This window comes from Streptomyces sp. NPDC012637, assembly GCF_042954805.1.
Classification (GTDB): Bacteria; Actinomycetota; Actinomycetes; order Streptomycetales; family Streptomycetaceae; genus Streptomyces.
The window spans coordinates 661,150-673,424 of sequence record NZ_JBIBDS010000002.1; the positions used below are offsets into that span (position 1 = coordinate 661,150).

11 protein-coding genes are annotated in these 12,275 nt (G+C 73.1%); 6 read left to right on the forward strand and 5 right to left on the reverse strand.

The window, feature by feature from the left end; genetic code table 11:
• Nucleotides 1–10 precede the first annotated feature (10 nt).
• Entirely contained in the window at nucleotides 11–385 is a 375-nt protein-coding gene (locus ACFY8W_RS11140; RefSeq protein WP_391103035.1) for an anti-sigma factor antagonist, read from the reverse strand.
• Between the two features lie 258 nt (nucleotides 386–643).
• Between ACFY8W_RS11140 and ACFY8W_RS11145 the strand changes: the two genes are divergently transcribed.
• Nucleotides 644–1,237: a sigma-70 family RNA polymerase sigma factor gene (locus ACFY8W_RS11145; RefSeq protein WP_391103037.1), complete on the forward strand. Its 594-nt coding sequence runs from the start codon at nucleotides 644–646 to the stop codon at nucleotides 1,235–1,237.
• A complete protein-coding gene (locus ACFY8W_RS11150) occupies nucleotides 1,234–2,574 on the forward strand; it encodes a maleylpyruvate isomerase N-terminal domain-containing protein (RefSeq protein WP_391103040.1) in 1,341 nt (446 codons plus the stop codon). The genes ACFY8W_RS11145 and ACFY8W_RS11150 overlap by 4 nt, the downstream gene beginning before the upstream one ends.
• A gap of 64 nt (nucleotides 2,575–2,638) precedes the next feature.
• Here the strand turns inward: ACFY8W_RS11150 and purU are convergent, their stop codons facing one another.
• Both purU and ACFY8W_RS11160 read right to left on the reverse strand, forming a co-directional pair.
• Nucleotides 2,639–3,490, reverse strand: a complete 852-nt coding sequence (gene purU / locus ACFY8W_RS11155) for a formyltetrahydrofolate deformylase (protein WP_391103042.1) — start codon at nucleotides 3,488–3,490, stop codon at nucleotides 2,639–2,641.
• A gap of 89 nt (nucleotides 3,491–3,579) precedes the next feature.
• On the reverse strand, nucleotides 3,580–4,026 hold the full coding sequence (locus ACFY8W_RS11160; protein ID WP_384421003.1) for a hypothetical protein: 447 nt from the start codon (nucleotides 4,024–4,026) through the stop codon (nucleotides 3,580–3,582).
• 193 nt (nucleotides 4,027–4,219) lie between these two features.
• Here ACFY8W_RS11160 and ACFY8W_RS11165 point away from each other — a divergent pair, with 193 nt between their 5' ends.
• Nucleotides 4,220–5,500, forward strand: coding sequence for an ABC transporter substrate-binding protein (locus ACFY8W_RS11165; RefSeq protein ID WP_391103874.1), 1,281 nt, complete (start codon nucleotides 4,220–4,222; stop codon nucleotides 5,498–5,500).
• Between the two features lie 31 nt (nucleotides 5,501–5,531).
• Here the strand turns inward: ACFY8W_RS11165 and ACFY8W_RS11170 are convergent, their stop codons facing one another.
• Together ACFY8W_RS11170 and ACFY8W_RS11175 are read right to left on the reverse strand one after the other, a co-directional pair.
• Nucleotides 5,532–6,854: a hypothetical protein gene (locus ACFY8W_RS11170; protein ID WP_391103044.1), complete on the reverse strand. Its 1,323-nt coding sequence runs from the start codon at nucleotides 6,852–6,854 to the stop codon at nucleotides 5,532–5,534.
• 147 nt (nucleotides 6,855–7,001) lie between these two features.
• Entirely contained in the window at nucleotides 7,002–8,384 is a 1,383-nt protein-coding gene (locus ACFY8W_RS11175) for a transcriptional regulator (RefSeq protein ID WP_391103046.1), read from the reverse strand.
• Nucleotides 8,385–8,695: 311 nt separating this feature from the next.
• Between ACFY8W_RS11175 and ACFY8W_RS11180 the strand changes: the two genes are divergently transcribed.
• The 3 genes from ACFY8W_RS11180 to ACFY8W_RS11190 all read left to right on the forward strand — a co-directional run bounded on the left by ACFY8W_RS11180 (nucleotide 8,696) and on the right by ACFY8W_RS11190 (nucleotide 12,189).
• The gene (locus tag ACFY8W_RS11180) at nucleotides 8,696–9,373 is read left to right on the forward strand and encodes a bifunctional DNA primase/polymerase (RefSeq protein WP_391103048.1); all 678 of its coding nucleotides are present in this window, start codon (nucleotides 8,696–8,698) and stop codon (nucleotides 9,371–9,373) included.
• A 336-nt stretch (nucleotides 9,374–9,709) separates the two neighbouring features.
• A complete protein-coding gene (locus ACFY8W_RS11185; RefSeq protein WP_391103876.1) occupies nucleotides 9,710–10,552 on the forward strand; it encodes an ATP-binding cassette domain-containing protein in 843 nt (280 codons plus the stop codon).
• Nucleotides 10,549–12,189: a transporter gene (locus ACFY8W_RS11190; protein ID WP_391103051.1), complete on the forward strand. Its 1,641-nt coding sequence runs from the start codon at nucleotides 10,549–10,551 to the stop codon at nucleotides 12,187–12,189. Before ACFY8W_RS11185 ends, ACFY8W_RS11190 begins: the two co-directional genes overlap by 4 nt.
• Nucleotides 12,190–12,275 lie beyond the last annotated feature (86 nt).

Below are 12,275 nucleotides of genomic sequence, written 5' to 3' on the forward strand. Positions count from 1 at the left end.
GCTGCGGGGCTCAGGCCGACAGGGGTTCCGTCGTCTCGTCGAGCGCGGCGGGGACGTCCTCGTACACCTCGAAGAGGCGGCGGACACCGAGCGCGGCGAGCACCCGGTTGACGTGCGCGCCGTCCTCGGCGCCGCGGGCGGGCAGGATCAGCCGGAGCCGGCCGCCGCAGGACCGCATCAGCCGGCGCGCGGCGACGAGCACGCCGACACCGCTGGAGTCGCAGAAGCGGACCGCCGAGAGGTCGAGGACCACGTCGTGGCGGCCGCCCGCGACGGCCGCGTGGAGGCGCCTGCGGATCAGCGGGGAGGTGACCAGGTCCAGCTCCCCGCTGATCCGCAGCACGGTCCACGGTTCCTGCTCGTTCTCGTCGACCCGGATCGTCACGAGCGGCGCCTTTCAGACATCGGGACATGGGAACGAGCCAAACGGAGCCCGCCCTTCCTGTCCCCTCCCGCTGCCCGCTCGCGCCGCTCCGAAACCCCTGGACGGCGGCTTGGCGCTTTCCTTACCATCCGGCGAACCGTCAAGGGCTCACTTGCCGCAAAGAGGAGTGCGCCGGGTCCGGGCGCATTACTTTGGAGGGGAATTCGGGTCGGAGAGGTCATCGGGCAGGCCGTCGGGGAGTCGTCGGGAGGGTGTCGCATGGCGACGAAGGACACACCGCCACGCTGGGACCGCAGGATGCAGCAGCGGCTGGCGCGCGGTGAGGCCGCAGCGCTCGGCGAGCTCTACGACAGGTTCGCCTCGCTCGTGCACAGCCTGGCCCACCGGGTGCTCGACGACGACGAGGCCGCCGACCAGGTCACCCGCGAGGTCTTCGGCTACATCTGGGAGAACCCCGACGCCTACGACCCGAAGCAGGGCAACATGCGTTCCTGGGTCGCCCGGCTCACCCAGCGGCAGGCCGTGCACCGGCTGCGGCAGGCGGAGTCGGTGGCGTTCGCGGAGCGCGGCGAGGGCACGGCGGAGGAACTGGAGCAGAAGGTGCGCCGGGCCTCGGTCGCGGCCCGTGCCGACTACATCGTGACGTCCATGCCGACGCCGCTGCGGCAGGCCCTGGAACTGGCCTACTTCCAGCGCCGGGACTACCGGCAGACGGCCGCGGACCTCGGCGTGACCGAGGACGAGGCACGGCGCCGGCTGCGGCTCGGACTCCAGCTGCTGTCGACGGCCAACACCCGCCCGCTGGAGGGCTCCTCGCCGCCCGGTACCGGCGGCTACGGACGGTCGCTGTGACCGGGGCGAACGACGATCCCGAGGAGGTCGCACGCGCTCCGCGGATACCGGGCCCGCGCCCGGCTGCCGACGACCACGCGGACCTGACCTCGCCGCCGGACCCGTCGCCCTTCGCCGCGTCCTCCCCCTTCGCCGACGACGTGTACGGGGACGGCCCGCTCGCGGAGGCACCGGAGCCGGAGACCGCCCCTGACCTCCCGGCCGCCCCCGAAGCACGGGAGGCGCCGGAACTCCTCGACCTGCCCCACCGGACCCTGAAGTCGCTCCTCGGCGCGTGGGCCCTCTCCGCCTGCTCGCCGGCGGAGACGCGGACCGTCGAGGCCCACCTCACCGAGTGCGCCCCGTGCGCGGACGAGGCGCTGCGGCTGCGCGACGCGGTCGGGCTGCTGCACGCCGAGCGCGATCTGGACCTGGACCCGCTGCTGCGCTCCCGGGTCCTGGAGAACTGTCTGGGCCGCCGCCCGGCCCGTATCCCGGTGCCCGCGTGGGCCTCGCCGTACGACGCGGAGACCGCCCGGCTCGACGCGCTGCTGCGCGACATCGGCGAGGCGGAGTGGCACGCGCCGGTGCGGCTGCGGTGGTTCGAGGGCGAGCGTGCCGTGAACCGGAAGACCACGGTGGCCGGCGTGATCGGGCATCTGCTGGCCGTGGACGGCCTGGTGGCGGCTTCGCTCGGTCTGGACGACCCGCTCGGCGCGGGCACCGGGGAGCTGTCACCGGCCGAGCGGACGGAGGCGTACTGGAAAGCCTCCGCCCGGCCGCCGACCCGCACGATCCGCGAGCCGTGGCGGGACCAGAGCCACACGCTGATCCGTACGGTGTCCTTCGCCGGGCGCGGGGTGGCGGACCTGACCGTCACCTACGGGGACTTCGCGCTGCCGCTGCGGGACTCGCTCCTGGAGCGGGCCTTCGAGTGCTGGGTGCACGCGGACGACATCGCGAACGCGGTGGCCTATCCGTACGACCCGCCGAGCGGCAGCCATCTGCACGGCATGATCGACCTGGCCGCCCGGCTCCTCCCGGCGGCCCTCGCCGACCGCCGCCGGCTGGGCCTCGCGGCCCCGCCCCGGGAACTCGTCACGGCCGGCTCGCCCGGCCGCTCGCTCCACCTGGAGATCGAGGGTGCGGGCGGCGGCCACTGGTACACCGCCCTGGACTCGCCCGCCGCCCTCGGCTCCCCGGACCACGCGGTGGCGCAGGTCGCGATGGACGGCGTCGAGTTCTGCCAGCTCGTCGCGGGTCACGTGCCGCCGCAGGACGCGGCGGCGGGCCAGGACGGCGACCGCGAGGCGATCCGCGACGTGCTCTTCGCGGCGGCGTCGCTGAGCCGGCTCTAGGTCCGGTAGGGGCTCCGGCCGGCGGGAGGCCGCGGGCCGCTCGGGGCGGGGCTCCGGCCCGGTGTCACGCGAAGACGACCGTGCGGCGCCCGTTCAGGAGGATCCGGCGCTCCGCGTGCCACTTCACCGCGCGGGCCAGGGCCTGGCACTCGACGTCCCGGCCGATGGCGACGAGCTGGTCGGGAGTGACCTCGTGGCCGACGCGCTCGACCTCCTGCTCGATGATCGGGCCCTCGTCGAGGTCGGCCGTCACGTAGTGGGCCGTGGCGCCGATCAGCTTCACGCCGCGGGCGTGGGCCTGGTGGTAGGGCTTGGCGCCCTTGAAGCTCGGCAGGAAGGAGTGGTGGATGTTGATGATCCGGCCCGAGAGCTGCTTGCACAGGTCGTCGGAGAGCACCTGCATGTAGCGGGCGAGCACGACCAGCTCGACGTCCTGCTCGCGGACCAGGTCCAGCAGCTCCGCCTCCGCCTGGGGCTTGTTGTCCTTGGTGACCGGGATGTGCCGGAAGGGGATGTCGTACGAGGCGACCAGCTCGGCGAAGTCGGTGTGGTTGGAGACGACCGCGACGATCTCGACCGGCAGCGCGCCGATCCGCGAGCGGAACAGCAGGTCGTTCAGGCAGTGACCGAACTTCGACACCATCAGCACGACGCGCATCCGCTCGTCGGCCCGGTGGATCTGCCAGTCCATCGCGAAGGAGTCGCCCACCGCGGCGAAGCTCGCGCGCAGCTTGTCCACGGTGACGGGGGACTCGGCCGAGAAGTGGACCCGCATGAAGAAGAGACCCGTGTCACGGTCTCCGAACTGCTGACTGTCCTCGATGTTGCAACCCGTGATGAAGAGGTAGCTCGACACGGCGTGCACGATGCCCTGCTTGTCGGGGCAGGAGAGGGTGAGGACGTACTGGTCGGTCATTCGCCTAGCCTGCCACACCCGGGGGACGGGAAAGCCGCCTCGTCCGGCACGCGGACATCGGGTGGACACCACACGGACGTCGGCCTGGGTCAGGCGGACCGGGTCATGATCCGGAGGACCTCGAGCGAGCGCGGCGGGACGTCCGGGTCCTCGCCGTCCGCCGTCGCCATGCGGACGTGCGCCTCGCGGGCGGCCCGCACGGCCTCGGGCCAGCCGTGGTGCTCCAGGTACGCGGAGACCGGGGCGTCCGCGCCGACCTGGTGCATGATGCGCAGCACCCGCAGCACGGCCACGTCGACGAGGGCGGCCTCGCCGGAGTCGCGGAAGATCGTCCCCACGTACTTCTCGGCGGACCAGCTGTCCAGCCAGGTGTCCTCCACCAGGCGGTAGACGGCGTCGGTGACGTCGCCGAACCCCTCCTGGCCGGCCAGCCAGGTCGTCTCGTGGAACTCCGGGTCCGAGAGCATGTGCAGCGCGGAGCGCACGTTGGCGCGCCAGCGCCACCACGGCATGTCGTTGAGCGGCATGCCGCCCATGGTGGAGGAGCGGCGGGCGCGACGGGAAGAGTTCATCGAAGGGGAGGTGCTAGCGGACACCGTTCGATCGTACGTTCCGCCACCGACAGCGCCGGGTCCGGCCCCGTCCGACCCCCGTAATTCACCTCCACGTCACCCCGCGTTGATTCTCGCTCACTGTCGCGTTACCCGTGGGGCGGAATTGTGCATGCCCATGACCGGTAGGCGACTTTCCTCACTCCTCGCGTACGTCACGACAGCGGCGACCGGAGCGTCGCTGCTCACCGGCTGCGGCGTACTCCCTGGGGCCACGGGGGGCTCCAGGGAGCCCGTCACCGTCATGACCTGGGCGCCCGACCAGACCCGCGCCACCAACATGCCCGGAATGCCCGCGATGGCCCAGGCCTACGCCCGCTGGGTCAACGCCAACGGCGGCATCGACGGCCACGAACTCCGTGTCCTCACCTGCAACGAACAGAACACCAACGCCGGCGCCTCCGCCTGTGCCCGCCGCGCCGTCCACGAGGGCGCGGTCGCGGTGGTCGGCTCCTACAGCCAGTTCGGCCGCGCCTTCATGGCGCCGCTGGAGGCCGCCGGCATCCCGTACATCGGCGGCTACGGCATCTCCGAGGACGAGTTCACCAGCTCCCTCTCGTATCCCGTGAACGGCGGCCAGGCCTCCCTCATCGCCGGCCACGGCATGCAGCTCGCCGCGAACTGCCGCAAGGTCTCCCTCGTCCGTCCCGACACCATCGCCGGCGACAAGCTGCCGGACCTGCTCAACTCCGGCCTCCGCAAGGCCAGCCACAGCGGCGCGATCGACATCCCCGCGGTCGAGGACGCCGCCGAGTACACCGCCTCGGCGGACAAGGCCCGCACCAAGGCCGGGGCCGAGGAAGGCTGCGTCACGGCCGTGCTCGGCGAGCGCACCCAGACCTTCTTCGACTCCTTCCGCCGGCTGCCCGGCGAGCGGAACGGGTCCGACGGGAAGTCCGGCGACGGCGACACCGTCCGGATCTCGTCCGTCCTCGGCAGCGTCGGCCAGCCGCTCATCGACCGCTCGGGCGGCGCCCACAGCCCCTTCGAGGGCGCCTTCGTCACCGGCTGGTACCCGGACGCCGACAACAAGGCCTGGGAGCCGATGAAGCAGGTGATCAAGGAGCACGCCTTCGTGGACAACCGGGTCGACCCGGCGGACGCGGGCGTCCAGACCACGTGGATCGCGTACACCGTCCTCAAGCAGGTCATCGAGTCGCTCGACAGCGACTCGGTCTCCTCGCTGCGGATCAGCCACGCCCTCGACCAGGGCACGAAGATCGACACCGGCGGCCTCACGCCGCCGCTGCGCTGGCGCTACGACGACCTGCTGGGGGCGCGCGACTTCCCGCGGATCGTCAACCACGACGTGACGTTCCAGGTGGTGCGCCAGGGCAAGCTGGTGGCGCAGAAGCCGGGCTTCGTCGACGTGGGCGAGACGGTCCTGACCTCGCCGTGACGGCCAGGACCCCGGCCACGCGGCCGGCCGTCTACAGCTGGGTGTAGGTGCGCTTCGTCAGTCCGTACTTCCCGGCGGTCGGGTTCCACAGCCCGGCCGCCTGCTTCTTGGCGGTCGTCGCCTCCTGGCTCTTCTTGTCGCCCTCGTTGGTGTGGCTGGTGTTCCGGGCGCGGCCGTCCTTGCACACCTTCTTGTTGCTCTTCGCCTGGTCCGCCCAGGCCGCGTAGTGGTCGTCGGCGGCGGCCGAGGCCTGCCAGGCCTTGACCAGGGCGGCGGACAGGGCCGCGTTGTCCGGCACCTTGTCCACGCTCAGCGCCTGGAGGCGGGTGACCAGCTCGCGCCGCTGCTTGGCCGCGCCGCGCAGATCGCTCGCCGCCTGGTCGAGGTTGTCGCACTGCCGGATCGACGAGACGGCGCGGATCACCGCGTCCCGGCTGTCGTTGCTGTCCGCGAGGAGCTTGTCGAGCTCCTCGGCCTGCTCCTTGGCCGGGTCGGCCGTCTGCTCGGACGCCTGGGAGGACGGCGCGGCCGAACTGGCGGCCACGTTCTGCCCCTTGCCGCCGGACGTGTCCGTCTTGTCGTCATCGCCGCCGCTGAGCAGCGCGCCCGCGCCGAGACCGACCACGGCGCACCCGGCGACGACGGCCGCGATCAGCGCGACCGGCGACTTGCGGCGGGGCGGCTCGGGCTCCTCGTAGTACGCGTCCTGGTAGCCGTACTGCTGCTGGGGCGGCTGCGGCGGCTGGTAGTGCTGCTGCGGCCCGACAGCAGGTGCGTGCGGCGCCTGGTGCTGCGGCGTCTGGTGCTGCGGCGTCTCGCTGCGGAACAGGTTGTCGAAGTCCGCGAGCGGCGGCCGCTCCGGCTGCGCGTGCTGCGGCGGTACGGGCGCCATGTACTGGGTCGCCTGGGCGTCCGGACCACCCGCGACGGGCCCCGCGACCGGCGGGAGGTACTGCGTCTGCGCCTCGCCGGGCGGGGCCACGGGCGCGATGTACTGGGTCGCCTGGGAGTCCGGCCCCTGCGGCACGGGCGCCTGCGGCGGCACCGCCCCGAGGTACTGCGTCGCCTGCGCGTCCGGCTGCGGGTAGCCGTATCCCGGCTGCGGGGCGGCGGGCTGCGGGGCGGCGGGCGGCGGGTAGCCGTAGCCCGGCTGGGGGGCCGCGGGCTGCGGGGCGGCGGGCGGCGGGTAGCCGTATCCCGGCTGCGGACCCGCCGCCGCGGCCGGCGACTGCGGCGGGACCGGCGGCAGGTACTGCGTCGCCTGGGCGTCCGAGGAGCCACCAGGGGTCACCTCAGGGGGGAGGGGCTGAGCGGCCGGATACTGCTGCTCCGGCCCCTGTCCGCTGTGCGTCACCGGGACTCCTACTGATGGACCTACGGAATCGTCGGCTCACGCTACCGGGTGCGCCCTGCGGCCCGCACACACGTGTGACACAGGTGTGACGTTCACCGCTGCGCCGCGTTCCCCACGCCGCGCACGGCCTCTTCCCGGCGGGCGGCCTCACGCCGCGTGCAGGTCGAGACGCGCCCCGAACTCCCGTACCACCGGCTCCCCCGCGTACGGCTCCAGGCGCTCCTTCAGGTCGCCCAGGTACTCGGAGCCCCGCGAGGACCGCAGCGTCGAGAGCAGTTCGAGTGCGCGGGTGCCGGTCTGGCAGGCCTGCTCCACCTCGCGCTGCTGCACCTGCGCCGCGGCGAGCAGCGCGAGGCCGATCGCCCGCCGCCGGGCCCGGCCCTCCGGGTGCCCGGCGAGGGAGCGCTCGGCCGCCCGGGCCGCCTCCCGCGCCTGCCCGAGGTCCCGGTGGCAGTGGGCCAGCTCGTCCGACAGGTACGCCTCGTCGAAGTGGGCGATCCAGGTCGGGTCGTCGCCCGACTCGGGCTCGGCCGCGCCCAGGGCGTCCTCGGCGAGCCCCGCGACCCGGCCGAAGGTGTGGGCGTCGCCGAGCAGCGCGTGGCCGCGGGCCTCCGCCGCGAGGAACATCGCCTCCGCGCGCGGCGGCACCTGGCCGCGGGCGCCCTCCTGCGCGGCCCGAGCGAGCTGCGCGATCTCCCGCGGGTTGCCGAGCTGCGCGGCGAGGTGGCTCATGGACGCGGCGAGCACGTATCCGCCGTACGCCCGGTCGCCGGCGGCCTGCGCGAGCCGCAGCGCCTGGATGTAGTAGCGCTGGGCGAGCCCCGGCTGGCCGGTGTCGACGGCCATGTACCCGGCGAGCTCGGTGAGCCGCGCGGCCGCCGCGAACAGCTCGCGCCCGACCGCCTCCCGGTAGGAGCCGGAGAGCATGCCCGACACCACGCTGTTGAGGTAGTGGACGACGACCGGCCGGACGTGGCCGCTGCCGAACTGCCGGTCCAGGTCGACCAGGGCGCCCGTCATCGCCCGTACCGCCGCGACGTCCGAGGCGCCGACCCGCGCCCCGGCGGACCGGGCGACCAGCGGGTCCGCGCCGGTGATCAGCCAGTCCCTGCTCGGTTCGACGAGCGCGGACGCGGCGACCGTCGAGCCGGACAGGAAGTCCCGCCGCCCCACGTCGCTGCGCCACAGCTCGCAGACCTGCTCGATCGCGCCGAGCACGGTCGGCGCGAACTGGAGACCCACGCCAGAGGCGAGGTTGCGGCCGTTGGCCATGCCGACCTCGTCGATGGTGACCGTACGGCCGAGCTTGCGGCCCAGCGCCTCGGCGATGATGCCCGGCGCCCGGCCCCGCGGCTGCTGGCCGCGCAGCCAGCGGGCCACCGAGGTCTTGTCGTAGCGCAGGTCGAGGCCGCGCTCCGCGCCGACCATGTTGACCCTGCGGGCGAGGCCGGCGTTGGAGCACCCGGCCTCCTGGATGAGCGCCTGCAGCCGTTCGTTGGGCTGACGGGCGACGAGTGGCCTGGCTGCCATGATGACTACCCCCTGAGGCCGGTGCGGTGATCGACTGGCTGATCACTGCCCGGCGGATATCCGGTCAATGCAGATGTGAACACGCGAAACCGGACACGTCGGTCGCACGGCCGCGAGACGAACAGAGCGGCACAGAGCGAATCGGAGCGGCACAGCGCCGACGCCCCCCGTCCGTGTCTACCCGCCCGCCGCTTCCCGGCCCCACGCGCGCCCCCGCCCGTGCACCCGTGCGCCCCGCATGCAGGATCGATGCGTCACACCGCTCTCCGCGGCGCCCGTAACCCCAGGTGACGGCGGGAGTTGAGTTCGACGTGGAAGAGACCATCGGAGTCACGGAAGCCGCACAGATCCCCAAGCAGCGGGGCGAGCTGCTGCTGGACAACGCCGTGCGGTACGCGGAAGAGCGGCACTGGGACGTGTTCCCCGGGACCTGGCTGGAGGCGGTCGAGGGCAGGGAGCGCTGCTCCTGCGGCGCGGAGGCGTGTCCGTCGCCCGGCGCCCACGCGGCCCGGCCCGACTGGTCGACCCAGGCGACGGGCAGCGCCGTCGGGGCCCGGCGGATGTGGTCGAAGCAGCCGAAGTCGTCGATCCTGCTGCCGACCGGCCGCACCTTCGACGCGATCGAGGTCCCCGAGTCGGCCGGCTTCCTCGCGCTGGCCCGGATGGAGCGGATGGAGCTGACGCTCGGCCCGGTCACCTGCACCCCCGACCGCCGGATGTTCTTCTTCGTGCTGCCCGGTGCGGCGGCCAAGGTGCCGGACCTGGTGCGCAAGCTGGGCTGGGTGCCGTCCTCGATCGACCTCACGACCCGCGGCGAGGGCTTCTACGTGGCGGCGCCGCCCACCCGGGTCGGCGGCTCCGGGGCGGTGCAGTGGGCCCGCAAGCCCACGCCCGCCAACCGCTGGCTGCCGGACGCGGAGGAGCTGATCAGCCCGCTGGCGTACGCGTGCGGCCGGGAGGCGGCGGACGCGCGCTCGCGCCGGGGCTAGGTCCTGTCGTCGAACTCCTGTCGTCGCCCGGAGGGCGGCCCTGCGGCGTCAGGTGCGTGCTCTCGCCGTGACGGGCGCAAGGCCTCGTACGGGACGTGCCCGGGCTTGTGCCCGGTGCGGCGGGAGCGCGTGCACGGCGTCGCAGGGCAGGCAGGAGTTCGACGACGGGGCCTGGGCCGTCCCTCCCGGATCCTGGCCGGGTCCGCGGCCTGTCCGGCCCTGGTCCGGAGGAAACGGCCGGCCGAGGAGACTCCCCTTGGCCATATGGCGTGATCACGCTCAGCCGTAAGGTTGTCCCCGACTACACGGGGACAACCGAAGGGTTGACGCAACATGATGCCTGACCAGGCATTTGACGGAGAGTTCGCGACGGCGGGCGGTGCACCGGGATCCGGTGCGCCGCCCGCCGTGCATGTCGAGGGGCTGTGGAAGCGTTTCGGTCAGCAGATCGCGGTGAACGGGATCGACCTGGTACTGCCGGCGGGCCGGTTCATCGGCCTGGTCGGTCCCAACGGCGCCGGCAAGACCACCACGCTCTCGATGATCACCGGCCTGCTGCGGCCCGACGCCGGCCGCATCCGGGTCGCCGGGCACGACGTGTGGGCCGATCCCGAGTCCGTCGCCCAGGTCAAGGCGCGGATCGGCATCCTGCCCGAGGGACTGCGGCTCTTCGAGCGCCTCTCGGGCCGTGAACTCCTCGCCTACAGCGGCCGGCTGCGCGGGCTGCCCGGCGCCGAGGTCGACAAGCGCGCGGCCCAGCTGCTCGACGTGCTCGACCTGACCGGCTCGCAGAACAAGCTGGTCGTGGACTACTCGACCGGCATGCGCAAGAAGATCGGCCTGGCCGCCGCGCTCCTCCACAACCCCGAAGTGCTCTTCCTTGACGAGCCGTTCGAGGGCGTCGACCCGGTCTCGGCGCAGACCATCCGCGGCGTCCTGGAGCGCTACACCTCCTCCGGCGCCACCGTCGTCTTCTCCAGCCACGTGATGGAGCTCGTGGAGTCGCTGTGCGACTGGGTGGCCGTCATGGCGGCCGGGCAGATCCGCGCGCAGGGCCCGCTGGAGCAGGTGCGGGGCGACGCCCCGTCGCTCCAGGCTGCGTTCCTGGAGCTGGTCGGCGCGAACGGGCGGGACGCCGGGAAGTCCCTGGACTGGCTGGGCGGCGGTTCGGGCCGATGACCACCGCTCCCGCACCCGTGACGGTGGCGGCCGCCGCGCCCGCCCCCTCACTCACCTCCGTCTTCGTACGGCTCAAGCTGTCGCTCCTGAAGAACGGGCTGAAGCAGTCGGGCGGCCGGACCGCCGCCTACGTGGCGTCGATCGTCGTGTCGGTGCTCTTCGCCGTCGGCATGATGCTCGGCTTCCTGCTGCTGCGCGGCCACACCGACGCGGCCACCGTCACGGTGCTGCTCATAGGTGTCATCGCGCTCTCCTGGACGGTCATGCCGCTGTTCGTGCCGAGCGGCGACGAGACGCTCGACCCGTCGCGGCTCGTGATGCTGCCGCTGCGGCCGCGGCCGCTGGTCCGGGCGCTGCTCGTGGCCTCCCTCGTCGGCGTCGGACCGGTCCTCACGCTGTGCCTGGCGGTCGGCGCGGCCCTCGCGCTCGCGCGCGGCGCCGCCGGAGTGGTCGTCGCCGTGCTCGCCGTACCGCTCGTCGTCGTCGTCTGCGTGGCGCTGTCGCGGGCCGTGGCGGCGGCGAACGTACGGCTCCTCACCTCCCGCAAGGGCCGCGACCTGGCCGTGCTGTCCGGCCTGGTGATCGCGGTCGGCATGCAGCTGGTCAACTTCGGCGCCCAGCGGCTCAGCCAGGCCGGCGGGATGTCGTCACTGGGACCGGCCGCCGAGGTGGTGGGCTGGCTGCCGCCGGCGTCCGCGGTCTCCGCGATCGACGCGGCGGGCGACGGCGACCACCTGACCGCCGCGGCCAAGCTGCTGCTCAGCGCGGCAGCGGTGGCCGCCCTCGCCCACTGGTGGCAGCGGTCCCTGGTCCGGCTCATGGTCGAACCCGACGGCTCGACCATCGGCGCCGCCTCGGACGCCGGCGCCAAGGACTCGTCCTCGTCCGGACTGCTCGGCCGGCTGCTGCCGGGCGGGCGGACCGGCACCGTGATGGAGCGCAGCCTGCGCTACATCTGGCGTGACCCGAAGACGAAGGCGGCCTGGGTGACCTCGCTGGCGATCGGCGCGATCGTCCCGCTCTTCAACGCCCTCCAGGGCACGGGCACGATCTACTTCGCCTGCTTCGCCTCGGGCATGCTCGGCATGCTGATGTACAACCAGTTCGGCCAGGACACCTCGGCCTTCTGGATGGTGGCGCAGACCATCTCGACGAAGGCCGACGCCTACGCCGAACTCCGGGCGCGCGCACTGGCGCTGCTGACCGTCACCGTGCCGTACACGGCGCTCGTGACCGCGGTGACGGCCGCGATGCTCGGCCAGTGGGACAGGCTGCCGGAGGCGCTGGGCGTGGCGTACGCGCTGCTCGGCGCGATGATGGCGACGGGCGCGGTGGCCTCGGCCAGGTTCCCGTACTCGATCCCGCAGGACAGCGCCTACAAGAACGTGGCGCCGGGCCAGGGCGGCCTCGCCTGGATCTCCATCTTCGGCGGCATGCTCGCCGCGGCGCTCCTGAGCGCCCCGGTCCTCGGCCTGACCCTGTTCCTCCACCTCGCGGACCACGAGTCCCTGCTGTGGATCCTGCTCCCGTCCGGCATGCTCTACGGCGCGCTGATCACCTGGGCCGGTCTGAAGGCGGCGGCGCCGCGGGTGGCGAAGCGGCTGCCGGAGATCCTGGCAGCGGTGAGCAAGGGGTAATTCTTCTCGTACGCGAAGGGCTGGTTCTTCTCGTACGCGATACGAGGCCGAGGGCCGGGCTCCTGATGGGGCCCGGCCCTTCGGCG

Coding starts and splice junctions, on each gene's coding strand:
- ACFY8W_RS11165 (WP_391103874.1), top strand. CDS start 4,220: ATGACCGGTAGGCGACTTTCCTCACTCCTCGCGTACGTCACGACAGCG.
- ACFY8W_RS11160 (WP_384421003.1), bottom strand. CDS start 4,026: ATGGGCGGCATGCCGCTCAACGACATGCCGTGGTGGCGCTGGCGCGCC.
- ACFY8W_RS11190 (WP_391103051.1), top strand. CDS start 10,549: ATGACCACCGCTCCCGCACCCGTGACGGTGGCGGCCGCCGCGCCCGCC.
- ACFY8W_RS11185 (WP_391103876.1), top strand. CDS start 9,710: ATGCCTGACCAGGCATTTGACGGAGAGTTCGCGACGGCGGGCGGTGCA.
- purU (WP_391103042.1), bottom strand. CDS start 3,490: ATGACCGACCAGTACGTCCTCACCCTCTCCTGCCCCGACAAGCAGGGC.
- ACFY8W_RS11145 (WP_391103037.1), top strand. CDS start 644: ATGGCGACGAAGGACACACCGCCACGCTGGGACCGCAGGATGCAGCAG.
- ACFY8W_RS11175 (WP_391103046.1), bottom strand. CDS start 8,384: ATGGCAGCCAGGCCACTCGTCGCCCGTCAGCCCAACGAACGGCTGCAG.